The organism is Streptomyces sp. NPDC042102, assembly GCF_055582305.1.
The window spans coordinates 579,595-604,299 of record NZ_JBVJDL010000002.1; the positions used below are offsets into that span (position 1 = coordinate 579,595).

Annotated in this window: 24 protein-coding genes and 1 tRNA gene; 10 read left to right on the top strand and 15 right to left on the bottom strand. The window is 71.8% G+C overall.

Annotated elements, in window-relative coordinates:
* Positions 1-12 precede the first annotated feature (12 nt).
* From ACZ6KO_RS10635 to ACZ6KO_RS10645, 3 genes are all read left to right on the top strand, one after another.
* Positions 13-1,746 carry an alkaline phosphatase D family protein gene (locus tag ACZ6KO_RS10635; RefSeq protein WP_469302739.1) on the top strand — a complete coding sequence of 578 codons (1,734 nt, stop codon included), beginning with the start codon at positions 13-15 and terminating at the stop codon, positions 1,744-1,746.
* Between the two features lie 137 nt (positions 1,747-1,883).
* A complete protein-coding gene (locus ACZ6KO_RS10640; RefSeq protein ID WP_469302741.1) occupies positions 1,884-2,507 on the top strand; it encodes a DedA family protein in 624 nt (207 codons plus the stop codon).
* Between the two features lie 129 nt (positions 2,508-2,636).
* Complete coding sequence (locus ACZ6KO_RS10645) at positions 2,637-3,119, top strand: hypothetical protein (RefSeq protein WP_469302743.1); 483 nt, start codon at positions 2,637-2,639, stop codon at positions 3,117-3,119.
* Between the two features lie 3 nt (positions 3,120-3,122).
* Here the strand turns inward: ACZ6KO_RS10645 and ACZ6KO_RS10650 are convergent, their stop codons facing one another.
* The 3 genes from ACZ6KO_RS10650 to ACZ6KO_RS10660 all read right to left on the bottom strand — a co-directional run bounded on the left by ACZ6KO_RS10650 (position 3,123) and on the right by ACZ6KO_RS10660 (position 4,377).
* Positions 3,123-3,347 carry a DUF2277 domain-containing protein gene (locus ACZ6KO_RS10650; RefSeq protein ID WP_401448868.1) on the bottom strand — a complete coding sequence of 75 codons (225 nt, stop codon included), beginning with the start codon at positions 3,345-3,347 and terminating at the stop codon, positions 3,123-3,125.
* A gap of 45 nt (positions 3,348-3,392) precedes the next feature.
* Positions 3,393-4,028 (bottom strand): PASTA domain-containing protein, encoded by a 636-nt coding sequence (locus ACZ6KO_RS10655; RefSeq protein WP_469302745.1) that lies wholly within the window; start codon positions 4,026-4,028, stop codon positions 3,393-3,395.
* A gap of 274 nt (positions 4,029-4,302) precedes the next feature.
* Positions 4,303-4,377, bottom strand: a tRNA-Val gene (locus tag ACZ6KO_RS10660).
* A 112-nt stretch (positions 4,378-4,489) separates the two neighbouring features.
* Between ACZ6KO_RS10660 and ACZ6KO_RS10665 the strand changes: the two genes are divergently transcribed.
* From ACZ6KO_RS10665 to ACZ6KO_RS10675, 3 genes are all read left to right on the top strand, one after another.
* Entirely contained in the window at positions 4,490-5,734 is a 1,245-nt protein-coding gene (locus ACZ6KO_RS10665) for a hypothetical protein (RefSeq protein WP_469302747.1), read from the top strand.
* A gap of 366 nt (positions 5,735-6,100) precedes the next feature.
* Positions 6,101-6,631 (top strand): DUF4383 domain-containing protein, encoded by a 531-nt coding sequence (locus ACZ6KO_RS10670; RefSeq protein ID WP_469303853.1) that lies wholly within the window; start codon positions 6,101-6,103, stop codon positions 6,629-6,631.
* 39 nt (positions 6,632-6,670) lie between these two features.
* Complete coding sequence (locus tag ACZ6KO_RS10675; RefSeq protein ID WP_469302750.1) at positions 6,671-6,889, top strand: FmdB family zinc ribbon protein; 219 nt, start codon at positions 6,671-6,673, stop codon at positions 6,887-6,889.
* Positions 6,890-6,981: 92 nt separating this feature from the next.
* Here ACZ6KO_RS10675 and ACZ6KO_RS10680 read toward each other — a convergent pair whose 3' ends face one another.
* The 4 genes from ACZ6KO_RS10680 to ACZ6KO_RS10695 are packed head-to-tail and all read right to left on the bottom strand — an operon-like array spanning position 6,982 to position 12,216.
* Positions 6,982-7,641, bottom strand: coding sequence for an O-methyltransferase (locus ACZ6KO_RS10680; RefSeq protein ID WP_469302753.1), 660 nt, complete (start codon positions 7,639-7,641; stop codon positions 6,982-6,984).
* Positions 7,638-8,462 (bottom strand): HAD family hydrolase, encoded by an 825-nt coding sequence (locus tag ACZ6KO_RS10685; protein WP_469302756.1) that lies wholly within the window; start codon positions 8,460-8,462, stop codon positions 7,638-7,640. Before ACZ6KO_RS10685 ends, ACZ6KO_RS10680 begins: the two co-directional genes overlap by 4 nt.
* A complete protein-coding gene (locus ACZ6KO_RS10690) occupies positions 8,459-11,041 on the bottom strand; it encodes a phosphoribosyltransferase (RefSeq protein ID WP_469302759.1) in 2,583 nt (860 codons plus the stop codon). Before ACZ6KO_RS10690 ends, ACZ6KO_RS10685 begins: the two co-directional genes overlap by 4 nt.
* Before the next feature lie 8 nt (positions 11,042-11,049).
* The gene (locus tag ACZ6KO_RS10695) at positions 11,050-12,216 is read right to left on the bottom strand and encodes an HpcH/HpaI aldolase/citrate lyase family protein (RefSeq protein ID WP_469302761.1); all 1,167 of its coding nucleotides are present in this window, start codon (positions 12,214-12,216) and stop codon (positions 11,050-11,052) included.
* A gap of 206 nt (positions 12,217-12,422) precedes the next feature.
* Here ACZ6KO_RS10695 and ACZ6KO_RS10700 point away from each other — a divergent pair, with 206 nt between their 5' ends.
* Positions 12,423-13,184: a TerD family protein gene (locus tag ACZ6KO_RS10700; protein ID WP_469302766.1), complete on the top strand. Its 762-nt coding sequence runs from the start codon at positions 12,423-12,425 to the stop codon at positions 13,182-13,184.
* Positions 13,185-13,289: 105 nt separating this feature from the next.
* Here the strand turns inward: ACZ6KO_RS10700 and ACZ6KO_RS10705 are convergent, their stop codons facing one another.
* The 6 genes from ACZ6KO_RS10705 to ACZ6KO_RS10730 all read right to left on the bottom strand — a co-directional run bounded on the left by ACZ6KO_RS10705 (position 13,290) and on the right by ACZ6KO_RS10730 (position 17,759).
* Positions 13,290-14,030, bottom strand: coding sequence for a TerD family protein (locus tag ACZ6KO_RS10705; RefSeq protein ID WP_469302769.1), 741 nt, complete (start codon positions 14,028-14,030; stop codon positions 13,290-13,292).
* A 100-nt stretch (positions 14,031-14,130) separates the two neighbouring features.
* Positions 14,131-15,246: a DUF475 domain-containing protein gene (locus ACZ6KO_RS10710; protein WP_469303855.1), complete on the bottom strand. Its 1,116-nt coding sequence runs from the start codon at positions 15,244-15,246 to the stop codon at positions 14,131-14,133.
* Between the two features lie 33 nt (positions 15,247-15,279).
* Complete coding sequence (locus ACZ6KO_RS10715; RefSeq protein WP_401448842.1) at positions 15,280-15,855, bottom strand: TerD family protein; 576 nt, start codon at positions 15,853-15,855, stop codon at positions 15,280-15,282.
* A 107-nt stretch (positions 15,856-15,962) separates the two neighbouring features.
* On the bottom strand, positions 15,963-16,538 hold the full coding sequence (locus tag ACZ6KO_RS10720; RefSeq protein WP_401448840.1) for a TerD family protein: 576 nt from the start codon (positions 16,536-16,538) through the stop codon (positions 15,963-15,965).
* Between the two features lie 155 nt (positions 16,539-16,693).
* Complete coding sequence (locus tag ACZ6KO_RS10725; RefSeq protein WP_469302772.1) at positions 16,694-17,152, bottom strand: peroxiredoxin; 459 nt, start codon at positions 17,150-17,152, stop codon at positions 16,694-16,696.
* Between the two features lie 175 nt (positions 17,153-17,327).
* On the bottom strand, positions 17,328-17,759 hold the full coding sequence (locus ACZ6KO_RS10730) for a DUF3052 domain-containing protein (protein ID WP_469302774.1): 432 nt from the start codon (positions 17,757-17,759) through the stop codon (positions 17,328-17,330).
* A gap of 439 nt (positions 17,760-18,198) precedes the next feature.
* Between ACZ6KO_RS10730 and aceE the strand changes: the two genes are divergently transcribed.
* From aceE to ACZ6KO_RS10745, 3 genes are all read left to right on the top strand, one after another.
* Positions 18,199-20,931, top strand: coding sequence for a pyruvate dehydrogenase (acetyl-transferring), homodimeric type (gene aceE, locus ACZ6KO_RS10735; RefSeq protein ID WP_469302776.1), 2,733 nt, complete (start codon positions 18,199-18,201; stop codon positions 20,929-20,931).
* A gap of 89 nt (positions 20,932-21,020) precedes the next feature.
* Positions 21,021-21,812 carry a potassium channel family protein gene (locus ACZ6KO_RS10740; RefSeq protein WP_469302780.1) on the top strand — a complete coding sequence of 264 codons (792 nt, stop codon included), beginning with the start codon at positions 21,021-21,023 and terminating at the stop codon, positions 21,810-21,812.
* Between the two features lie 53 nt (positions 21,813-21,865).
* Complete coding sequence (locus tag ACZ6KO_RS10745; protein WP_469302783.1) at positions 21,866-22,381, top strand: DUF5133 domain-containing protein; 516 nt, start codon at positions 21,866-21,868, stop codon at positions 22,379-22,381.
* A 115-nt stretch (positions 22,382-22,496) separates the two neighbouring features.
* On the opposite strand, the gene ACZ6KO_RS10750 is transcribed toward ACZ6KO_RS10745, so the two are convergent.
* Together ACZ6KO_RS10750 and ACZ6KO_RS10755 are read right to left on the bottom strand one after the other, a co-directional pair.
* Entirely contained in the window at positions 22,497-22,871 is a 375-nt protein-coding gene (locus tag ACZ6KO_RS10750; RefSeq protein WP_469302785.1) for a peptidase inhibitor family I36 protein, read from the bottom strand.
* Between the two features lie 190 nt (positions 22,872-23,061).
* Positions 23,062-24,669 carry a DHA2 family efflux MFS transporter permease subunit gene (locus ACZ6KO_RS10755; RefSeq protein WP_469302788.1) on the bottom strand — a complete coding sequence of 536 codons (1,608 nt, stop codon included), beginning with the start codon at positions 24,667-24,669 and terminating at the stop codon, positions 23,062-23,064.
* Positions 24,670-24,705 lie beyond the last annotated feature (36 nt).

Genomic DNA, 24,705 nt, shown 5'->3' on the forward strand with positions numbered 1-24,705 from the left:
AGGGGGAGAGACATGGCCGGACTGCGCCTGGGGCCACTGCTCAGGTACGTCGACTGGGACCGGGGGGACTCGGCCACCGTGTGGGTCGAGTCCGACCGGCCGTGCACCGCCGAGGTGCGCTGCGCCGACGGCGCCGGCGGCAGCGTGCGGACGTTCCAGATAGCGGGCCACCACTACGCGCTGGTGCCGGTGACCGGCCTGACACCGGGCACCACCACCGCGTACGAGGTGCTGCTCGACGGCGTCCGGGTCTGGCCGCTGCCGGACGGGGCCTTCCCCGCCAGCACCATCAGCACCCCGGCCGTCTCCCGGGGCCGGACCGCCTCCCGGACCACCACCGGGACGGCCCCGGGGACGGCCGGGGCCCCCGCGACCGCCCGGTCCGGCCCCGAGCTGCGGCTCACCTTCGGCTCGTGCCGGCAGGCCGCGCCGCCCGCCGGGCGGCGCGGTCCGCACGGCCCGGACGCCCTGGACACCCTCGCCTCCCGGCTGGCGGGCGACCCGGAGGCCGAGCGGCCGGACGTCCTGCTGCTGCTGGGCGACCAGGTGTACGCCGACCAGCTGTCCCAGGAGACCCGCCAGTGGCTTGCGGCCCGCCGGGACCTGCGGGAGCCGCCCGGGGCGCAGGTCGCGGACTACGAGGAGTACACCCGGCTCTACTACGAGTCCTGGCTCGACCCGGAGATCCGCTGGCTGCTGTCCACGGTGCCCAGCCTGCAGATCTTCGACGACCACGACGTGGTGGACGACTGGAACACCAGCGCCGCCTGGCTGGCGGAGATGCGGGCCACGCCGTGGTGGCAGGAGCGGGTCGTCAGCGGGTTGATGTCGTACTGGGTGTACCAGCACCTGGGCAACCTCTCGCCCGCCGAGCTGGCGGCCGACAAGCTGTACGCGGCGGTGCGCGAGACCCCGGACGGTACGGACGCGCTCCGCGCGTTCGCGGCGGAGGCGGATGCCGACCCGGCCTCGGTGCGCTGGAGCTACCGGCGCGACTTCGGAAGCTCCCGGCTGCTGATGGTGGACACCCGGGCGGCGCGGATGCTCGCCGAGGACGGGCGGGCGATGCTCGACCCGGCGGAGCAGCAGTGGCTGCGCGAGAACGCACTGGAGGGCCACGGCGGTTACGACCACCTGCTGATCGGTTCCTCGCTGCCGTGGCTGATGCCGCCCCTGATCCATGACGCGGAAGGGTGGAACGCGGCGCTGTGCCGCGGCGAGCGCGGGCCGCGCTGGGCGCGGATCGGGGAGGACCTGCGGCGGCGCAGTGATCTGGAGCACTGGGCGGCGTTCCCGCAGTCGTTCGCGGCGCTCAGTGACCTGATCGAGGAGGTGGGCACGGGCCCGCGGGCGCCGGCGACGGTGTGCGTGCTGTCGGGGGACGTCCATCACGCGTATGTGGCCGAGCCCCGAATACCGACGACGGCCGGGGTGTTCCAGCTGACGTGCTCCCCCGTGCACAACTCCATCCACACCGCGGTGAAGCTCGGCTTCCGGCTGGGCTGGTCGACGACCGGGCGGTGGCTGGGCCGGATGCTCAGCCGTCACGGGCGCACGGGCCGCCCGCCGCTGACGTGGCGTCGTACGTCCGGGCCGTGGTTCGGCAACCAGGTCATGACCCTGGCCCTGGCGGGCCGCACGGCCCGCCTGCGCCTGGACCAGGCGCGCGGCTCGGGCGGGACGGCGCGGCTGGTGACGGTGGTCGACCGGGAGCTGACCGGGCCGACGGGCGCGGGAACGGACTGACACGCGGGTCACCCCGGGCGAACGGCGGGGAAGGGCGCGGCGTACGCTGTATGGCTGTCAAGCCGCCCCTGCCGCTCCCCCGCGACGTCGCGGCGCTTCACTGCCGAAGCACGTCAATAGGACTGGGGAGTCCCGTTTTGTTTGAGACTGTGGGGTCGCTGACCACGAGCCCGTGGATCTACGCCGTGGTGGCCGTTTCCGTCGTCCTCGATGTCTTCCTGCCCGTGCTGCCCAGCGGGGTGCTGGTGATCGCCGCGGCGGCCGCCGCGGCGGCGGCGGGAGCGGCCGGATCGCCGGCTCCGGTGCCCGATCAGGTGCCGGACATCCTGGCGCTGCTGGTGATCGCCTCGACGGCCTCCGTGCTGGGGGATCTGGCGGCGTACCGGGTGGGCTGGCGCGGTGGTGAACGCCTGGACCGGGCCATCTCCCGCTCCCGTCGGCTCACGCGGGCCCAGGAACGCCTCGGTACGGCGCTGGCCCGGGGCGGTGGCGCCCTCGTCGTGATCGCGCGGTTCGCTCCCGCGGGCCGGTCCGTGGTGTCGCTGGGCGCGGGCAAGACGCACCGCAAGGTGAAGGAGTTCCTGCCGTGGTCGGCCCTGGCGGGCATGGCCTGGGCGGGCTACAGCGTGGCGCTGGGCTACTTCGGGACACAGTGGCTGGGCGCGACCTGGCTGGGTACGGCGGTCTCGGTGGTCGCGCTGTTCGCGGCGGGCGCCCTGGCGGCGTACCTCGTGCGGCGCCCGCGGCCGGCGACCGCCTGAGCGCGACTCCCCCGGGCGGCCCAGTTCTCTCACCCGTTCACCCGGCCCCGATCGCCGGGCCGGGGCCGGGCTCCTAGCGTCCAGAACATGGCGTGCCACCGCGCCGTTTCCGGAGCCCGAGGAGCCGACATGCCCGCCAAGCACCGCCTCGCGACCCTCGCGGCCGCCAGCCTCGCCGCAGCAGTCCTGCCCGCAGTCGCCCCGACCCTCGCGTACGCCAAGGCCTCCGCCACCGTGTCGCCGACCACCGTCGCCCCGGGCGGCCGGCTCAGCCTCACCCTGACCGGCTGCGGCACCAAGACCGGCAGGGCGGCCTCGACGGCGTTCGGCGAGGTCCGGCTGACCCCGGGCAACCTGCAGGCCACGAACCTGCTCGGCACCGCGACCGTCCTGCGCAACGCCGGTACCGGCACGCACAGCGTGACCTTCGAGTGCGGCGGCTCCGGCGAGCGCGTCACCGTCTCGCTCCAGGTCAACCCCGGCGCGGCGCGCGGTGGCATGGGCGGCAGCATCGGCGGGATGAGCCCCGGCCAGATCGCCGTGGGCGGCTCCCTGGTCGCGGCCGCCCTGGGCGCCGGCGCCTGGGCCATCCGCCGCCGCACCGGCCACTGACCTTCAGACCTTGGCGGCGGCTCCCCGCACCTGCAACCCGTCCAACAGCAACCGCGTCGCCTCGGCGACGGCCTCGACGGCCTCGTCGAACACTTCCCGGTTGTGCGCGGCGGGCACCCGGAACCCGGACACCTTCCGCACGTACTGAAGGGCCGCGGCGTGCATCTCCTCGTCGGTGGCCTTCTCCGGGATGGCGGGCGGACGCAACGTCTTGATACTCCGGCACATACCCCCACTATCCCCCAGGCCCGCCCCGGGCGGCGAGAGCCGGTGTCAGGGGCAGGTCTCGTCCGTCTTGGCGACCGTGAAGGACACGGGCTGGCCGGTGAGTGCCGTCCCGGGCTTCGGGTCCTGGCTGCACACCTTCCAGTTGGACTCCTGGAGCACCATGCGGCTCTGCACCGCGTCCTTCACGGTGATGCTCGCGTTGGCGGGAAGGGCACCGCGTACGGCCTTCATACCCTGCCCGACGAAGTTCGGCATGGCGTCACCGGCGGGCTTCGGAGCGGGGGCGTCGGTGGCGGGACAGGTCTCTTCGAGCTTGACCGCGCCGAAGTCGATGGTGGTACTGGTGGCAACGCCCGCGCCGGCGGCGGGAGTCTGGCTGCACACCTTCCAGTTCCGGTCGAGGGCCTGGAGCCGGTCGCGGCCGAGCGCGTCATGCGACGTGAGGGCGTAGAACCCGGCAGCCTGCGCTTCGTCCTGGGCGACTTGGAGCCCCTTGCCGACGAAGTGGGGAAGCGTCGCGGACTTCGCGGCGGGCGCGCCGCCGGCCTTCGACGACGACGCGGCCGGAGCCGGCGCCCCGGGAGCCGCGGTCTTCCCGGCGTCGGCGGCCTGCGGCTCGCAGGCAGTGAGAACGAGGACGGCGCCCGCCGTGACGACGGCGACGAGGTGGTGAATACGCATCGCGCCATGATCGCCGACGCCTACGCGGCGTGTAGCCCTCGTAACCGCTCTGTGACGTTGCCGACCCCCGCCCATCAGCGGTGACCCCCTACCCGAACTAGACCGTTCACGTGGCCTGCTGCCGGGGATGTGGCACCCATGTGGCATCCGACATCCAATAGGCCCTCCAACCTGACGTCTGGAGGCAGCCAGTGGCGGCGGGGCGATCGTTCCCGTTGATGTCAGATGTGGATGTCAAAGGCCCCCAGTCATGATCGACTGGGGGCCTTTGGACTGGTGGGCGCGGACGGTTTCGAACCGCCGACATCTGCTTTGTAAGAGCAGCGCTCTACCCCTGAGCTACGCACCCTTGGACGAGTGGACAGCCTACATGCAGGGCGGACCCCCGGCGCAAACGCCATCGGGTGGGGGAGAATGGACCGGGGCATGGCGGACGCGGACGGTGGTACGGGAGAGGGATTGTGACGACGGCATCCCGGCGGTGGTTCGGTGGGCGGGACGAGAGCCGGAGGGCGGACGCGCAGGCCGCGAAGGATGCCGCCGCCGCCGCGTTCTACGAGTTGGACACGGCGCAGCGAGACCTGCGGATCTCGATCGAGACGATCACGGCCGTGGACGCGAGCCCGGCCGCGCGGCAGGCCGTCGAGGGCTTCGAAGCGCTCGGGCGGCGGATCGACCAGGTCAGCCATGCCTACATCGAGGCCGTCGACGCGCACGACCTGGACCGGGCCGAGCTGGACGGCGGGACTGCCGCCCGCGCCAAGCAGGAGCTGGACCGGGCGCGCGAGGAGCTCGTGCGGGTCAAGGGTGAGCTGGAGCGGTACGCGCGGGGGCTCCAGCCGCTGCTGGACACGGCCGAGACCCAGCTGGCGCGGGTGGCGCCGGCCCGGGAGCGGGCCAGGGCCGCGCTGCTGGCCGCCAGCAACGCGCTCGACGCCGTACGCGCGGGCGGGATGAAGGCCGACGAGCTGGCCGCGCGGCTGGCCCGGCTGGCGCCGGAGCTGACCAAGCTCAACCAGGGTGCCTCCCAGCACGGCGTGCCCGAGACGATCCAGCGGGCCGACCGGATCCTGCGCGACGCCGAGGAGATACGGGCCGAGGCGGAACGGCTGCCGGAGCGGGCGGCCGAGCTGGACCGGCGGCTGGTGAGTCTGCGGACCCGGGCGCAGGCGCTGCGGCACCGGGCGGACGGGGTGGATCCGGTCCTGAGCGAGCTGCGCCGCCGCTTCGCCGTGGCCTGCTGGCAGGACCTCCAGCCCGTGCCGCAGCAGGCCGCGCGCGACATCGGGCAGGCCGAGGAGCGGCTGCGGGAGGCGGGCGCGGCGCGCGCGGAGCAGCGCTGGGCGGATGCCACGGCGCTGATCGCGACCGTACGGGCGCTGCTGGAGCACGTGGACGAGGGCGTCTCCGCGGCGTCGGACCGGCTCGCGCGGCTGGATGCGGTGGCCAAGGATCCCCAGGCCGAGGTGCAGCGGACCCGGTTCGCGATCCGGGACGCGCAGCGGCTGGCGATGGAGGGCCGTACCGTGCCCGATCCGCGGCACGCGCGACCGCTGGACGACGCGGTGGCCCGGCTGGACCGGGCGCTGGCCGGGCTGGACGGGCGACACCCCGACTACTGGCACTTCCTGCGGGAGACGGAGGAGGTCCGGGCGGCGGTGGGCCGGGTGGTGGCGGACATCCGGGAGCGGCGCGCCGTCCCCTAGGCCTTCCTCCTCATAGGGATCTCCGTAGGCGTCTCATAGGTGGTCCCGTCGGCATCCCTTGAGCGTCCTCGTAGGGGTGCCACGCGGGAGGGGTTCGTCCCTATTTGTTCTCGGGGGTGGATCGGCGGATGCTGGAGGGGCCAGTGCGGGTGCCGGTACGGGCGCCCGTGCGGAGCAGAGGAGGGTGTTATGGCTGCCCACACGTTCCACCGGCCTCGTGCGCCTCACGCGCCTCCCCTTGCCACCCACGACCCGTACGTGCCGCATGCGGCCTACGGGTGCACCGAGCCCCACGAGCACTACGCGCCGTTCATCGCCCACGAGCCGTACGGGCCGCCGCACGACGCGCCCCAGGGGCCCTCGCTGATGCAGCGCATGCTGCACCCCGTCAACGCCCGGCTCGACGAGCACCTGCCCACCGATCACAGGCTCAGCAAGATCTACCGGGTCGGCGCCGGCCTGACGGGCCTGCTGCTGGTCGCGTTCGGGATCCTGGGGCTCACCCACCGGATCGGATTCTTCGACACCGGCGGCGACACCGTGCTCGCCCTGAACACCAACGGCGCGCTGAGCGTGCTGTCGATCTGCGTCGGGCTGCTGCTGTTCGCCGGGATGATCATCGGCGGGACCTTCGCCTCGACGCTGAACATCGTGCTGGGCCTGGGGTTCATCGCCAGCGGGTTCGTGAACCTGGCCGTGCTCGACACCGGGCTGAACTTCCTGGCGTTCGAGATCCAGAACGTGCTGTTCAGCTTCGTCGTCGGCGTGATGCTGATGTGGTTCGGGATGTACGGGCGGGTCGGCAGCGCCCTGCCGCACGACAATCCGTACTGGCGGGCCCGCCACCCCGAGCAGGCCGCCCGCGAGGAGCGGGCACGCACCGCCCACCGGCCCTGAGGCTGGTCCGACCGGGCCGGCGGCCCTTAGCCTGTGCGCATGCCTCGTTACGAATTCCGCTGCCGGACCTGCGACGACACCTTTGAGGTCAGCCGGCCCATGGCCGAGTCGTCCGCGCCCGCCGACTGCCCCGCCGGGCACACCGACACCGTGAAGCTGCTCTCCGCCGTCGCCGTCGGCGGGACCTCGGCCGCGCCGGCCCGCGCCGCCGCGGCACCCGCGGGCGGCGGGTGCTGCGGCGGCGGAGCCTGCGGCTGACGCGCCGCGGCTGACGCGCCGCGGCTGACGCGCCGCGGCCGACGCGCCGCGGCCGACGCACCGCGGCCGACGCGCCGCGGTCGGCTGCGGCGTCAGCGCTTGCGCGAGAGAGTGAGGCCGTCCGAGATGGCCAGCAGGACCGACTCCATCCGCGTGTCGGCCGCCACGTGCTCGTTGTACGCCTGCACGCCGGCGCCCGAGGCGGACGGGGCGGGGTCCAGCACGCTGCCGTGGAAGAGCGTGTTGTCGGTGACGATCAGCCCGCCCGGACGCAGGCGCGGCACCAGCTCCTCCCAGTAGGCGATCTGGCTCTCCTTGTCCGCGTCGATGTACGCCATGTCGATGTGCTCCTGCGGCGGCAGGGCCTTGAGGGTCTCCAGCGCCGGCGCGATCCGCAGGTCGATGCGGTCGGCGACGCCCGCCGCCGCCCAGGCCTCACGGCCGTACGCCGTCCACTCCTCGGAGACGTCGCAGGCGATGATCCGGCCGTCCGTCGGCAGCGCCTGCGCCATCGACAGCGTGGAGAAGCCGGTGAACGTGCCGACCTCCACGATCTGCCGGGCACCGGTCAGCCGGACCAGGAAGGCCAGCAGCGGGCCCTGCTCGTGCGCCGACTGCATCCCGGCCGATTCCGGGAACGTCGCGTACGTCACCTCCACCAGCCGCTGCTGGTGCTCGTCCAGCGGCGGGTTGTGCGCCAGCATGTAGGCGTAGAGCTCATCAGTGATCTTGGTGCTGTTTCCCTTGGTCATGTGCCCAGTCTGGCAACCGCCCGGCCGAATGCGCGGATGATTTCCTCACCCGCCAGCACTCCGGTCTCCGCCAGCGCCCGCACGCCCGGGCCGCCGTGCCAGTCGGCGTCGGCCAGCTCGCCGTGCCCCGGTCGCCAGGCCTCGTCGGCCGCGAGCAGCAGGTCCGCGTCCAGCAGCGAATCGCCCGCCGCGAGGGTGTGGGAGGCGCCCGTACGGCGGGCCACCTCGCGCATGGCCGCGCTCTTGGTCAGCGGCCGCGGGACGGCGTAGATCTTGCGGCCCTGGAGGGAGACCGACCAGCCGCGCGCCCCGGCCCACTCCTCCAGCTCCTTGATCCACTCCTCGGGCACCAGGGCCCGCTCCACCACCAGGTACGTGAAGAGGTCCTCGGCCACCCGCGCCTTGCGCAGCCACGCCGGGTCGGCCACGGCCAGCAGGTGCTGGTGGACCTCCTCCAGCGGGGCGCACTCCGCCGCGAGCCGCCGCGCCACCGTGCGCCGCCAGTCGCGGTCCGGGGCGCCGTCGACCAGCAGCTGTCCGCCGTTGGCGCAGATCGCGTACCGGGCCGGCGGGCCGGGGAAGCGGATGCGCTGGTACTGCTTGCGCGTGCGGGTCGTGGTGGGGACGAACACCGCCTCCGGGGAGGCGGCCAGCTCGGCGAGCAGGGCGGCCGCGCTCTCCGTCATGAAGGACAGGGGTTTGCTCTCGTGGACCTCGACGCACAGCAGCCGCGGGGCCACCGGGTCCGGCATCGTCAGCCCGAGGGCCGCCGCCGAGTAGATGAGCGTGCGGTCGAGATCGCTGGCTACGAGGACGGTCACTTGGAGGCCACAGCCTTTCCGTCGGCGCCGGTCGCGCCGCGCGTGAAGCGGGGGTGGATGAGTCCGACACACGTGTACGGCAGGCCGTCCACCTCTTCGACCGGCACCCCGCGCTGCTCGGCGAGCAGCCGTACGTGGTCCAGGTCGGCCCCGGCACCGCGCTGGGCCAGGATCTTCCACGGCACCCGGCGCAGCAGCACCCGGGTGGTCTCGCCGACGCCGGGCTTGACCAGGTTGACGTCGTGGATGCCGTACTCCTCGCTGATGCGTTCCACCGCCGCCCAGCCCTCCCAGGTGGGGCTGCGGTCGGCCGCCAGGAGCTCCTTGACCTCGGCGTCCACGGCCTCGAAGACCTCGGGGAAGCAGGCGGCGACGGTGTCGACGAAGTCGACGGAGACGTCGGCGGGGGACAGCTCGCGGTAGAACTTCGCCCCGTGGAAGTCGGACGGGCCGACCAGGTCGGACCTGAGCACCGTACGGGATATGAGCCCGGAAACGGTGGAGTTGAGGCAGGCGGAGGGGATCAGGAAGTCCTCGCGGGTGCCGTACGTGGCGACGCAGCCGCCGGGGTCGGCGAGGACGACGATCTCCGGGTCGAAGCCGGGGAAGCCGGCCAGGGCCTCGCGCAGCTCGCGGGTGATGGCGCCCTTGCCGGTCCAGCCGTCGACGAAGACGACGTCGGCCGGGTCGTGGTGGGCGGCCAGCCAGCGCAGTGCATTGGCGTCGATACCGCGCCCGCGCACGATGGAGACGGCGTAGTGCGGCAGGTCCAGGCCGTGCCGCCGCTGGGCCCAGCGGCGCATCAGGACGCCGACGGGGGTGCCGGCGCGGGCCAGGGAGACCAGGACCGGGCGCGGGGAGCGCTCGGCGAGGACGGTTTCGGTGACGGTGCCGACGGCGCGGGCGACGCGGGCCGCGGAGACGGTCAGGGCGCTCTGGTAGAGCTGCTGGTAGGCGGCGCTGGGCTGGTACTCGACGGGCAGGGACTCGGCGTAGTGCGCGCCGCCCGCCTGGATGGCCTCCTCGCGCTCCTCGGTGGGGGCCTCCAGCTCGATGCCGGAGAGGTCCTGGAGGAGCCAGCCGACGTCGTCGGCGGCGTAGGAGGAGAAGGCCGGACCGCGGAGGGGCTCGGGTAGCTCGGGCAGCATGATCGGCTCCTGCCGGTCGGATGCGTCCGGTACGTCGGATGCGGGGCGTGCGGGGATCGCTGGGCGTGCGGGGGGCACGGGAGGTACGTACGAGGGGACGACCGCGAGCAGGACGCGGCCGGTGTGCCGGGCGAGGCGCTCCAGCAGGCCGGTGCGCAGCTCGGCGGTGTCGCCGGCCGAGTCGACGACCGCGACGACGGTGTCGAAGCCGGCGCCGGCGACGTTGTAGGCGTAGCGGTCGCCGGGGCCGTCGGCCGGAGTGTCGTGGGCCGGGAAGACCAGGCGGGTGCGGATGGCGTAGCCGGGGTCGTCGACGGCGAGGACGGGCGAGCGGGTGGTGGTCGAGAAGCGGACCTCGGCCGCGTGCCCGGTCTCCTCCAGCGCCTTCGCCAGGCGCAGCGGGGCGTACATCAGCTCCTCGTTGCCGAGGACCAGGACGCGGCCGGGGCGCGGGCCCAGGGCGGTGGCCAGCTGCCCGGCCAGGCCCGGCAGGGCCTGCTCCAGGGTGGCGCGGTGGCCGGGCGTGAAGCCGTGCCGGCCGCCGTCGGGTACGCCGGCCGGCCAGCCGAGGGCGACCCGCTCCACGGGGGCCTGGTCCGGGGCGGGGGCCTGGTCCGGGGCGGTCCCGGCGGCTTCGGCGGGCGTCCCGGCCTCGTGCTCCTCGACCAGGGCCTGCCCCGTGGCCAGGACGCCCTCGGGCAGCTCGACCGTGCCGGAGGCCAGCGCGATCAGGTCGACGCGGGCACCGAGGCCGGCGGCGAAGGCGTCGAGGCGGTCCCGGTCGGCCGGGGAGCGCATGTCGACGAGGGCGACCACGACGTAGTGGCCGCGGGGGTGGCGGGCGTGCAGATCGCGGATGGTGTTGAGGACGGTGTTCCCGGTGGAGAACTCGTCGTCGACCAGCACCAGCGGGCCGCTGCCCGCTAGCAGCGCCGGGTCCTCGGGCAGGAGCAGGTGCGAGGTGGCGTGGGAGTGGGACTCCTCGAAGCCGCCGGCCGGCGTGAGGCCGGGCACCGGACGACGGGTGGAGTGCAGGTAGGGGGCGCCGCCGAGCCCGTCGGCGACGCAGTGGCCGAGGCCGGTCGCGGTCTCGGCGTACCCGAGCACGACGGCGTGGTGCGCGGCGGCGCCGAGCAGGTCCCGGACCCGCTGCCCGAGCCGGTACCCGGCGCCGTACACGACCTCCGGGGACTGCGGCACGTGCTTGCCCAGCACCTGCGACACCAGCAGGTGGGCCCGCTTCGGATTGCGCCGCAGCGCGAGTCCCAGCAGATCCGTCACCCGCGTCCGCGCACCGCCCGGCTCGGCTGCCCGCTCGGCCTCGTCCGCCGCCGGGGGCGCCGGCCGGTCCAGGAGCCGGATGCCCAGGCGGGAGGTGACCCACGTCCCCGACCACACCGCGTCGATCGTCTTGCCTCTCGTCGTCGTCAACGGCCCGCTCAGACCTGGAGCCCGGCCGTCAGGAGGTCGACGAAGCCGACCTCCTCGTTCGCCACACCGAAGGCCTCGGCGCGCAGCATCGTGCGCTCGGCCCAGGCCCGGTGGGGCTTCACCTCGTTCATCTTGTTCGTGTAGGCGGACCGCATGACTCCGCCGCCGCCCCGCTCCGGCCGCAGGATGTCCTGGGCGTCGCTGAACTCCTCGTGCGAGACCACCGACAGCGCGTGCACGGGCGTGACGTGCGCCGGGTGGATGCACGTCTTGCCGAGCAGCCCGTTGGCGCGGTCGAGCTCGATCTCGCGCAGCAGCCCGTCGAGGTCGTGCTCGATCAAGGTGGTGCGCAGTTCCTCCGCGCCCTCCTCCAGGAAGGGGCTGCGGCGCAGCTGCGGCTTGAACAGCCGCTGCTGGTGGCGGAAGTACTCCCAGACCGGGCCGGTCACGGTGAAGCCGGTGCCGTCGGCGCGGCTGAGCACGTTGACCACGTCCGCGATCACGCCCGCGACGATCTGGATGTCGTACGCGGTCATGTCGGGCGTGCGCCGCAGCCCGTACGCCGAGCAGAAGTCGGTGACGCCCAGCCGCAGCGCCAGCACCCGCTCGCGGTGCTTGTTGACGGTGCGCGAGATCCCGGTGAGGGTCTCGGTGCGCGTCTCCAGGTGCAGCAGCTCCGGGGACTCCAGGACCGGCATCGCGTACAGCCCGTGGCCGTCCGCGCGCTTCTCCGCCTCGATGACGGCGTCGAGGAAGGCCTCGCCCCGGCCCTCGGTGAATTTGGGTAGTACGAAACCGGCCAAGTGCCGAACCGAGCCGTCGAGTCGCTCGACGAGGTCCGGTATCTGCTCGGGCTCGCGCACCCGCACGAAGAGCAGCGGCAGCTCCGCGCCCCGGGCATCGAGCTCGGCGAACTGCCGGATCAGGTTCTCCTCGGCGGCGCCGACCTCGGCGTCGCTGATCGAATCCTCCAGGCAGAGCACCATGGACACGACACCGCGGCGGGCTTGCTTGAGGATGTCGGCGGCCAGGTGCGGCCGGGTGGCGGGGCTGTAGAGCGTGGCACCCAGGGCCGCCGCGAGCAGGCGGGCGGGCGAGCCGGCCGTGAACTCGGCCGGCTCCTGGTGGAAGAGGTTCTTGCGAACCGCGGGCGCTAGATGCCCGAAATGACGCATGTGCTTCCCCCGTACTGCCTCGGCGGCGCATCTGGCATGGCCGGTAATAGTACGTACGATCGTGATGCGAGAGTTCCCCGAGCACATGAAATTCAGGTAACCCTCTTGCACCATGCCCACGACGTGGGGCGGGCGACAAGGCCCGTGCCATGTCTACCGGGGGGCCGCATTGTCCCGCTCCGCTCCGGGAGGGCAGGATGACGGGCATGACGCACGCGATGCAGAAGGGCTCGAACATCCCGGTGAGGGCCGCCGCCGTCAGGGCGGTGCTGCGCTGGACCGACGGCCCCCGGGTGCCGGACGTGGACGCCTCCGCGCTGCTCGTGGGCCCGGACGGCCGGGTGCGTTCGGACGAGGACTTCGTCTTCTACAACCAGCCCCGGCACCCCTCGGGGGCGGTCTGGCGGCTGGGCAAGAAGCGGATCGGGGACGCGATCACCGACGCGGTGCAGGCCGACCTCACCTCGGTCACCGCGCAGGTGGACCGGGTCCTGGTGGTCGCCTCCGCCGAGGACGAGCCCTTCGAGCGGGTCCGGGACCTGCGGATCCTGCTGTACGACGCCACGGTGGAGGGCGGCGCCGAGCCGCTCGCCTACTTCGACGTACGCCCCGAGACGGGCGCGGAGACGGCACTGATCTGCGGCGAGCTGTACCGCCGCGGGGAGGGCTGGAAGTTCCGCGCGGTCGCCGAGGGCTACTCGGACGGCCTGGTGGGGCTGGCGACCGACCACGGCATCTCGGTGGACGAGAGCGCGCCGGCCCCCGACGACGGCCGGACCGCGGCCCTGGACCGGACGGAGGCCCTGGCGCCGCCCACGCCCCGTACGGCGCCGCCGGTGCCGCCGGCCCCGCCCACACAGGCCCCGCCGCCCGTGCAGCCCGCGTACGGCTATCCGCAGCCGGTCGGGCAGGGCGGTGACCCCTCGTTCCGGCTGCCGGTGCAGGGCCCGCAGTTCATGCGCCGCTGAGCCACCACCGGGCCACGGAGCCGCCGGGCCACGGCCCGCCCGGCCCCCGGACCCACAGGGCCGGGGGCGGGGCGGGCCGGAGCCGGGGCCGGGCGGATCACGGCATCACGCCTTGGTGCTCTTGTAGCCCCGGCCCCACTGCAGGCCCCAGCCGTACAGGCGGTCCAGCTCGGCCTGGAAGCCGTACACGAACTTCACCTCGCGGCGCACGATCAGCTCGCCCTTGATGTTCTCCAGCGACACCACGGCGCAGCTGCGCGCCTGCGGATGCCGTTCGTCGAGGGCGATCTCGATCCGCGGCCCGGTGATCGGGTACAGCGTGACCAGGGCGTGCGTACGGTCGAAGGCCGGCGTCTGGTCGTAGATGTAGACGAAGACCAGCAGCCGCTTGATCTCCTCGGCGTGATCGAGGTTGACGAAGATCGTCTCACCGGACGGCGCCCCGAACCGGTCGTCGCCGCTGAGCTTGACGTACGGCGGGCTGTTGATGTCGCCGAGCAGGTTGCCCAGCGGCTGTACGACGCCCCGCGAGCCGTCGGTCAGCTCGTACAGGCAGCCGATGTCGAGGTCGACGTTGACCATGCCCTGCGTATGGGCCTGGACGATCTCGGGTTTGAACAGTTTGGACGGGTGGCGCAGCAGCCGGCCGCTCTGGCGGGACCGGCCGCCGATGTCGGAGGTGCGCATCCGCCAGGACAGGTTCACGCGCAGGTTGCCGGTGACCGCGCCCTGTTTGGTGAGCGACACCGTCGGCTGCCGTTTGGTCAGTTCGATCGCGTTGGACGACGCGTTGCCCGACTGGAACTGCGCCGCCCGGCCGCCCCTCAGGCCGTCGAAGAAACCCATGGATACCCCCCAGGACCTATACATGTGGAAGCGGGGCGGGAGGCCGGTCCGTGGACCGGCCTCCCGCCCCGCATGGAGCGTTCCCGCGTTACCGCCCGGCTCATGCCTTGGCGGTGGCGGACTCCTCCAGTTCCAGGCGCTTGTTGCGGCGCACCGAGGACCAGAACGAGCCCGCGATCAGCACCACGCCGATGAGGCCGGTGATGAGCTCGCTGATCTCGTGCTGGATGGTGATCAGCAGGATGACGGCGAGCGCGCCGATCGCGTAGTGGGCGCCGTGCTCCAGGTAGACGTAGTCGTCCAGGGTGCCCTGGCGGACCAGGTAGACCGTGAGCGAACGGACGTACATGGCGCCGATGCCGAGGCCGAGCGCCATCCAGAAGATGTGGTTGGTGATGGCGAAGGCGCCGATGACCCCGTCGAAGGAGAAGGAGGCGTCGAGGACCTCGAGGTAGAGGAAGAGGAAGAACGCGGCCTTTCCGGCCAGGCCCACGGCGGAGACGGGCTTGCCCTCCGCCTTGGCCTTCTCCTCCTCCTCGTGCTCGCGCTCCTCTTCCTCCTCCAGCTTGTTCTCGAAGTACGAGGACAGGCCGCCGACGATGAGGTACGTGATCAGGCCGGCGACGCCGGCGAGCAGCACGGTGGCGGACTTGTCCGCGTGACCGGTGCTGGTGTGGGCCTGGGTCGCGAAGGTCATCGCGGAGACCAGCAGCGCGATCAGGGCGATGCAGACCGACAGCATGTCGACCTTGCCGAGCTTGGCCAGCGGGCGCTCCAGCCAGGCGAGCCACTTGTGCTCGCGCTCCTCGAAGATGAAGTCGAGGAAGATCATCAGCAGGAACATGCCACCGAAGGCGGCGATGGCCGGGTGGGCGTCGGTGACCAGGGCCTCGTACTGGTCCGGGTTGTCAAGTGCCAGTTCGATGGCCTCGATGGGGCCGACCTTGGCACTGATGGCGACGATCGCCACCGGGAAGACCAGCCGCATTCCGAAGACGGCGATCAGGATGCCGACGGTGAGGAAGATCTTCTGCCAGAAGGCGTTCATCTTCTTCAGGATTCCGGCATTGACGACCGCGTTGTCGAACGACAGTGAGATTTCGAGGATCGACAGGATCAGTACGACCCCGAACGCCTCCCACCCCCACTGCCACGCGGCAAAGGCAAGGCCGAGCGCCGTGATGGCGAACGACCAGCCGAAGGTTTTCAGAACCACTGGCACCTGGCACCCCATGCGTCTGGTAAGGCTTTACGAAACGTTGACCCCGAAGTCTAGAGCGATGCCCCTCAGGCCCGACGCGTACCCCTGTCCCACGGCCCGGAACTTCCATTCGCCCCCGTACCGGTAGACCTCACCGAAGATCATCGCGGTCTCGCTGGAGGCGTCCTCGGAGAGGTCGTAGCGGGCCAGCTCCTGGCCGTCCGCCTGGTTCACGACGCGGATGAAGGCGTTGCTGACCTGGCCGAAGCTCTGCCGGCGGGAATCCGCCTCGTGGATCGAGACGGGGAACACGATCTTGTCGACCTGGAGCGGGACCTTGGTGAGGTCGATGAGAATCGATTCGTCGTCGCCGTCACCCTCGCCGGTGAGGTTGTCCCCCGTGTGTTCGACGGCGCCCTCGGGGCTCTTGAGGTTGTTGTAGAAGACGAAGTAGTCGTCCCCGAGCACCCGACCGCCGCTGCACATCAGCGCGCTGGCGTCGAGGTCGAAGTCGGCCCCCGTGGTGGAGCGCGCGTCCCAGCCGAGACCGACCAGAACCCGGGTCAGGTTCGGTGCGGCCTTGGAGAGGGAGACGTTGCCCCCCTTGGCGAGTGTGACGCCCATGTTGTGGTCCTCCCCGGACGACGTGGTGGTGTCGCAAGCATGGCAAGCACGTCCGGCGCCGTACACAGAGAAGTGCACGGCGCCGGACGGGTGAACAGCAGGCAGGCTCAGACGTTGACGCCGAAGTCCTGGGCGATGCCGCGCAGGCCCGAGGCGTAGCCCTGGCCGATGGCGCGGAACTTCCACTCCGCACCGTTGCGGTAGAGCTCGCCGAAGACCATCGCGGTCTCGGTCGAGGCGTCCTCGGAGAGGTCGTAGCGGGCCAGCTCCGTGTTGTCGGCCTGGTTCACGACGCGGATGTAGGCGTTGCGGACCTGGCCGAAGCTCTGCTGGCGGCTCTCGGCCTCGTAGATGGAGACCGGGAAGACGATCTTCTGGACGTCGGCGGGTACGCCGGCCAGGTTGACCTTGATCTGCTCGTCGTCGCCCTCGCCCTCACCGGTGAGGTTGTCACCGGTGTGCTCGACGGAACCGTCGGGGCTCTTGAGGTTGTTGAAGAAGACGAAGTTGCCGTCGCTGGCAACCTTGCCCTGGTCGTTGGTGAGCAGGGCACTGGCATCGAGGTCGAAGTCGACGCCGGTGGTGGTGCGAGCGTCCCAGCCCAGACCGACGATGACCGCCGTCAGGTTGGGGGCGGCCTTGGTCAGCGAGACGTTGCCGCCCTTGCTGAGGCTGACTCCCACGGGTCCTCCATTGGGGTTCTCGGGTGGGGCGGGGGCCCCGTCGTGCGGTTGCTGTCAGATCAACGTTTCGATCCTAGTGACGGGTTCCCGCCCATAGGCGGCCAATTCACAAGATCCCGTCACCGGAACAGGGCCGGATCGCGGCCCGGTGGGGCCTACAGGCTGTCGAGCGCCTTGATGTAGTCGTTCAGGTCGCGGGCGTCGGGCAGGCCGTTGACCACGGTCCAGCGCACGATGCCGTCCTTGTCGATGACGAAGGTGCCGCGGACCGCGCAGCCCTTCTCCTCGTCGAAGACGCCGTAGGCGCGGGAGGTCTCGCCGTGCGGCCAGAAGTCCGACAGCAGCGGGTACTCCAGCCCCTCCTGCTCGCCGAACACGCGCAGGGTCGGCACGGAGTCGTTGGAGACGGCCAGCAGCTGGACGTCGTCGTTCTGGAAGCGCGGCAGCTGGTCGCGCAGCTCGCAGAGCTCGCCGGTGCACACACCGGTGAAGGCGAAGGGGTAGAACAGCAGAACGACGTTCTTCTCGCCACGGAAGTCGGAAAGGCGTACGGCGCGGCCGTGGTTGTCCTTGAGCTCGAAGTCCGGGGCCTTGGTGCCGACCTCGATCGCCATCTCTCGTATCCCTCTCGCTGGGCTGTTCGGGTGGGCCCAGCCTAGGGCCTGCGGCCCGCGGCCGGCGTACGGGGCGCCCCGCGGGCACGCAGAAACCCCGCCGACCCTCGGGGTCGGCGGGGTTCGTCGTCCGCTCGGCCGCGGCGCGCGGCTCAGCGCATGGCCTGCGCGCGGCTCAGCGCTTGGACTTGGCGGCCTTGGGTGTCATCAGGCGGCTGGCGTTCCACTCCTTGCCCACGCTGACGCTCTTGGTCTGCGACAGGCCCGCCGTCTGGGCGGCCTCGCTGATGTCGCTGGCCTCCACGTAACCGGGCCGGCCGGTCTTGGGGGTCAGCAGCAGGATCAGCGAGCTGTCCTCGACCAGTTCGGTGGCGTCGACCAGGGTGTCGGTCAGGTCACCGTCCTCGTCGCGGAACCACAGCAGTACCGCGTCGGCCACGTCGTCGTATTCCTCATCTACAAGATCATTGCCGATGAGTTCCTCGACCAGTTCACGGAAATTCTGATCGACATCGTCGTCGTAGCCGATCTCCTGGACCACCTGTTCGGACTGGAAACCCAGCCGGGTGGCCAGGTTGCTCTCCGCGTGGTCCGCGGTCGCGCTCACGGGGTGCCTCCTGCTCGTGTTCGGTGAATGTCTTCGGGCCGCGCGCGTACGCGCAGCATTGGGCGTAGTCCACACGGGAGCGGCGGATCGCGCAAGTACCCGGCGGTCGAGACCGTCGAAACAGTGACGTTTGGGGCCGTCTCCACGCAACTCCTGACACCACCGCGCCGCATCTCCCATGGTCCATGCCACACCATTCCAGGATATTCGGCAGCTCCGGAGGACTTTCGTACCCCGTCGGGGGACGAACGGTCTTACGGACCCGTCCGGGGGCTGGGCGTAAGGTTGCGATCTGTCCGGAGCGTCCCGTGAACGATCCAGGGTGGCTGGAACTCACCAGGGGTTACCCCACGGTAAAGATGACGATTCCCGGTCGGCGGTACACGATGGGAGCCGGTGTGATCCAAGGCACGACTCCCCCCGACAGTGAAGGAACAGCGTGGCTTCCGCATCCGATCGCAACCCGATCATCATTGGCGGCCTTCCGAGCCAGGTCCCGGACTTCGATCCCGAGGAGACCCAGGAGTGGCTCGACTCCCTTGACGCCGCCGTCGACGAGCGGGGCCGGGAGCGCGCCCGCTACCTGATGCTGCGGCTGATCGAGCGGGCCCGCGAGAAGCGCGTGGCCGTCCCCGAGATGCGCAGCTCGGACTACGTCAACACCATCGCCACCAAGGACGAGCCGTTCTTCCCCGGCAACGAGGAGATCGAGCGCAAGGTCCTCAACGCCACCCGCTGGAACGCGGCCGTGATGGTCTCGCGCGCCCAGCGCCCCGGGATCGGCGTCGGCGGCCACATCGCGACGTTCGCCTCCTCCGCCTCCCTCTACGACGTGGGCTTCAACCACTTCTTCCGGGGCAAGGACGAGGGCGACGGCGGGGACCAGATCTTCTTCCAGGGGCACGCCTCCCCCGGTGTCTACGCCCGCGCCTACCTCCTGGACCGCCTCTCCGAGCAGCAGCTCGACGCGTTCCGCCAGGAGAGGTCGAAGGCGCCGTACGGGCTGTCCAGCTACCCGCACCCGCGCCTGATGCCGGACTTCTGGGAGTTCCCGACCGTCTCGATGGGCCTCGGCCCGATCGGCGCGATCTACCAGGCGCGGATGAACCGGTACATGGAGGCGCGCGGGATCGCGGACACCTCCGCGTCACACGTGTGGGCGTACCTCGGTGACGGCGAGATGGACGAACCGGAGTCGCTGGGCCAGCTCACGCTCGCCGCCCGCGAGGGCCTGGACAACCTGACCTTCGTCGTGAACTGCAACCTGCAGCGCCTCGACGGCCCGGTGCGCGGCAACGGCAAGATCATCCAGGAGCTGGAGTCGGTCTTCCGCGGTGCCGGCTGGAACGTCATCAAGCTGATCTGGGACCGCTCCTGGGACCCGCTGCTCGCGCAGGACCGCGACGGCATCCTCGTCAACAAGATGAACTCGACGCCGGACGGCCAGTTCCAGACGTACGCCACCGAGACGGGTGCGTACATCCGTGAGCACTTCTTCGGCGACGACCACCGGCTGCGCGCGATGGTCGACAACATGACCGACCAGCAGCTGCTCCACCTGGGCCGCGGCGGCCACGACCACAAGAAGATCTACGCGGCGTACGCGGCGGCCAAGGCCCACAAGGGCCAGCCGACGGTGATCCTGGCGCACACGATCAAGGGCTGGACGCTGGGTCCGAACTTCGAGGGCCGCAACGCGACCCACCAGATGAAGAAGCTGACGGTCGACGACCTCAAGGGCTTCCGCGACCGCCTGCACATCCCGATCACGGACGCGCAGCTGGAGAGCGGCCTGCCGCCGTACTACCACCCGGGCCGGAACTCCGAGGAGATCCAGTACATGCACGACCGCCGCAGCGGGCTCGGCGGCTACGTGCCGACCCGTGTGGTGCGTGCCAAGCCGCTCCAGCTGCCGGACGACGCGGCGTACGCGGCCGCCAAGAAGGGCTCGGGCCAGCAGTCGATCGCGACCACGATGGCCTTCGTCCGCATCCTGAAGGACCTGATGCGGGACAAGGAGATCGGCAAGCGCTTCGTGCTGATCGCGCCCGACGAGTACCGCACCTTCGGCATGGACGCCTTCTTCCCGAGCGCCAAGATCTACAACCCGCTGGGCCAGCAGTACGAGGCGGTCGACCGCGAGCTGCTGCTCGCGTACAAGGAGTCGCCGACCGGCCAGATGCTGCACGACGGCATCTCGGAGGCGGGCTGCACGGCCTCGCTGATCGCGGCGGGCTCGGCGTACGCGACGCACGGCGAACCGCTGATCCCGGTCTACGTCTTCTACTCGATGTTCGGGTTCCAGCGCACGGGTGACCAGTTCTGGCAGATGGCCGACCAGCTGGCGCGCGGCTTCGTGCTCGGCGCGACCGCCGGCCGGACCACCCTGACAGGTGAGGGCCTGCAGCACGCGGACGGCCACTCCCAGCTGCTGGCGTCGACGAACCCGGGCTGCGTCGCGTACGACCCGGCGTACGGCTACGAGATCGCGCACATCGTCCAGGACGGTCTGCGGCGGATGTACGGGCCGGAGGCCGAGGACGTCTTCTACTACCTGACCGTCTACAACGAGCCGATCCAGCACCCGGCCGAGCCGGCCGACGTGGACGTGGACGGCATCCTCAAGGGCATCCACCGGGTGTCGGCGGGCGAGACGGGCGTCATCCCGGCGCAGATCCTGGCCTCGGGCGTGGCGGTGCCGTGGGCTCTCGAGGCCCAGCGGATCCTGGCGGCGGACTGGAACGTCCGGGCCGACGTCTGGTCGGCGACCTCCTGGAACGAGCTGCGCCGCGAGGCCGTCGCCGTGGAGGAGCACAACCTGCTCCACCCGGAGGAGGACCAGCGCGTCCCGTACGTGACGCGGAAGCTGTCGGGTGCCGAGGGCCCGTTCGTGGCGGTGTCCGACTGGATGCGGGCGGTTCCGGACCAGATCTCCCGCTGGGTGCCGGGGGCGTACACCTCGCTCGGCGCGGACGGCTTCGGCTTCGCCGACACCCGTGGCGCGGCCCGCCGGTTCTTCCACATCGACGCGCAGTCGGTGGTCCTGGCGGTGCTCACCGAGCTCGCCAAGGAGGGCAGGATCGACCGCTCGGTGCTGAAGCAGGCCGTCGACCGCTACCAGCTGCTCGACGTGGCCGCCGCCGACCCGGGCGCGGCGGGCGGCGACGCCTAGCCGACGCGCGCAGGCCGCAGGCGCAGGCCGCAGTAAGGGCGCCGGGACACCCGTCCCGGCGCCCTTACTCGTTCTTTACGATGCTGGGCATGAAGGAACCCTCCCGCCAGGCACGGTGGGAGCGCCGTACGCAGACCCCGCTGCTGGTGCTCGCCGTGGCCTTCGCCGCCGCCTACGCCGTGCCGATCGTCGTGCCCGACGCGAGCCCGGCCGTGCACCGGGCCTGCACCTACGCGGAGTGGGTGGTGTGGGGGGCCTTCGCCGCCGACTACCTGATCCGCCTCGGCCTGGCGGCCGACCGCCGGCGCTTCGTGCGCACGCACTGGCTGGACCTGGCGGCCGTGGTGCTGCCGCTGGTGCAGCCGCTGCGGCTGCTGCGACTGGTCGCCACCCTGCTGCTGGTGGGCCGGCGGGCCCGGATGGCTCCGCAGGTGCGGCTGACCACGTACGTCGCCGGGGCCGTGGTGGGGCTGATGATGTTCGGCTCGCTGGCGGTGCTGAGCGTGGAGCGCGACGCGCCGGACGGCAACATCAAGAACCTGGGCGACGCGGTGTGGTGGTCGTTCACCACCATGACGACGGTGGGGTACGGCGACCACTCCCCCACCACGGGCCTGGGCCGGGTCCTGGCCGTCGGCCTGATGCTGTCCGGGATCGCCCTGCTGGGTGTGGTGACCGCCAACATCGCCGCCTGGTTCATCGCCCGCTTCGAGCGGGACGACCACGTGGAACGGCTCCAACTGGCGGCCATCCAGGACCTCCAGGCGGAGGTACGGGCCCTGCGCGCCGAGGTGTCCCGGCTGGGCGGCGAGGCCCCGCCCGTCACGGTGCCCGCGGTCCCGCCCGCCATCGTGCCCGCGCCCGGCGAAGGCGTGAGGTGACGGTCACCGGGCGTGGTGTTTGAATGGGCGGGGGTTTCTTCGAAGGAGAGCCCATGACGTTCCCCGTCACCACTCCCGCCACCGCGCGATCCGGGGCTCCGCACGCGCCGGCGGGCGCGGACGCCACCGTCGCGATGGCCGTGGGCATGCTGATGGCCCTGACGCCGTGCACGGCCCGTACCGCGCGCCGGATCCTGACCGCCGCCTCGGCGGCCACCGGGACGGGCGTCCACGACGTGGCCCGGGTGCTGGTCACCCGTACGCCCGGAGCGCCGGTCCCCGGGCGGGTCGGCCGGGCGCTGCGGGCGGCGGTCGAAGGGGCCCGGGCACGGAACTCCGTCACGGGCGGGCCGGACATCGCGGAGCCGGCCCTGCAGCTGGCACCCGACCGGGGGTACGCGGGCGAGGTGCTCGGCCGGTACCTCGACTGCCGGGCGGCCGCCGAGGGCGGGGGCGAGCAGGCCCTGCAGGAGCTGGACGACGCCGCGTACACGCTGTGCGTGCTGATGGCGCGGCGGACCCCGGCGGAGGCGGTCCGCGCGGCCCGGGAGTACCTGGCGACCTCGTAGATCGCGTCCGCGACGTCCCGCGACGTTCCGGCAAGCCCGCGGCGGCAGGCGGGCCGGGGCGAGCGGGCCCGGGCAAGCGGGCCCGGCGGTTCGGCCGGGCCCCGCCGGGCATCCCCTAACTCTCCCGGACCTTGAAGGCGCGGACCTGGTAGGGCGACTGGGGCAGCCAGACGCCGTCGCCCGGGTAGGTCTGGAACTCCCCGGTCTCCTCGCACACGGCCGACTGGAAGGTGGTCACCGGCCGCCCGGTGCGGTTGGCGAGGGACTGCGCGCTGGTGCCCTCGGGCAGCGGTACGCACGAGTCCACGGCCACGGTGCTCAGCTCATGGACCTGCCGGGTGCCGCGGAAATCGGGTTTCGCCCACAGGCACAGCTGCCCGGTCTCGCACCGCCCGAGCGGCTGCGGGGCGGCGTGCGCCCCGGGGGCGCCGGGCAGCAGCGCGGTCAGGGTCAGCGCGGCGGCGGCGAGGAAGGCGTGGGTGGTACGCATGTCGATCAGCTCCCGAGTGGTTCGAATCGGTGGACGAGACCACGCTGACCTGCGGCGATGTGCGAGTGGAAGATCGCCGGGACGGGATCACCCGGATAGGGGACAGCCCCGCCGGCAGGGGCTGGCGGGGCTGTCGTACGTACGGAATTGACGCCTCCGGGGGCGTGCCGCGGCCGGGAGCCGCGGGCCGTCAGATGTGGGCCGCGCCCGCGCCCGCCTCCGCGTTCGCACCGCGCTTGGTGAAGCCCGCGACGACCGCGGCGAGCACCGCGACGACGCCGGCGACGGTGAAGGCCGTGCTCATGCCGTCGACGAAGGTCTGGTGCGCCACCTGGATGACGGCCGCGGCCATCTCCGGCGGCATGGCGGGGTCGACCGGAGCCACGCCGACCGTGACGGCGGACTCGGCCAGCGCCAGCTGCTCGGGGGCGAGCGGCGGCAGCTGCGCGGCCGCCCACTTGTCCCCGAACGTGTCGGTGACGGTGCCGGCCATGACGGCGCCCAGCACCGCGGTGCCCAGGCTGCCGCCGACCTGCATGGCGGCCTGCTGGAGGCCGCCGGCGACACCGGAGAGCTCCAGCGGGGCGTTGCCGACGATGACCTCGGTGGCGCCGACCATGACGGGCGCGAGGCCCAGGCCCAGCAGGGCGAACCACAGCGACATGGTCAGGGTGCCGGTGTCCGGGGTGAGCCGGGCCATCCCGAAGCAGGCGACGGCGGTGGCGACCATGCCCAGGACCAGCGGGATCCGCGGGCCGATCTTGGTGATGGCGGCGCCGGCGAGCGGCGAGCCGACGATCATCATTCCGGTGAGCGGCAGCAGGTGCAGGCCGCTGTCGACCGGGCTCATGCCGTGGACGTTCTGCAGGTAGAAGGTGACGAAGAACAGTCCGCCCATGAAGGCGAAGGCCATCAGCACCATCAGCACGGTGCCGGCGGACAGCGGCAGCGAGCGGAACATGCCGAGCGGGATGAGCGGTTCGGCCACGCGCGTCTCCCAGAAGGCGAACAGCGCGAAGCAGAGCACGGACGCGCCCAGGAAGAGCAGCGTCCTGGTGTCGCCCCAGCCCCATTCGGCGGCCTTGATGAGCGCCCAGATCAGGGAGAACATCGCCGCCGACAGCAGCACGATGCCCAGCAGGTCGAAGGAGCGCGGGGCGTTCTCCGCCCGGTGGTCGAGCAGGATCACCAGGCCGAAGACGAGCGCGATCACACCGACGGGGATGTTGATGAAGAAGACGGACTGCCAGTTGACGTGCTCGACGAGCAGGCCGCCGACGATCGGGCCGGCGGCGGTGGAGGCGCCGATGACCATGCCCCAGATGCCGATGGCCATGTTGAGCTTCTCGGCGGGGAAGGTGGCGCGCAGCAGGCCGAGCGCGGCAGGCATCAGCAGCGCGCCGAACAGGCCCTGCGCCACGCGGAAGCCGATCACGAGCTCGACGCTGCCGGAGATGCCGATCGCGGCCGAGGAGACCGCGAAGCCGGCGATGCCTATGAGGAAGGTCTGGCGGTGGCCGAACCGGTCGCCGAGCTTGCCGGCGGTGATCAGGGAGACGGCGAGGGCCAGCAGGTAGCCGTTGGTGATCCACTGCACCTCGGCGAGCGTGGCGCCGAGGTCCGCGGTGATCGCGGGGTTGGCGACGGCCACGATGGTGCCGTCGAGGGTGACCATCATGACGCCGATCGCCACGGCGAAGAGCGTCAACCAGGGGTGACCGCGCAGTCCGGAGGAGGCCGGTCCGGGGGCGGGCTCCTTGGCGGGCACCCGGTCGTCGAGGGTGATCTGACTCGTCATGCCGCCAGGCTAGTGACAGCGACTGACAGTTCACAA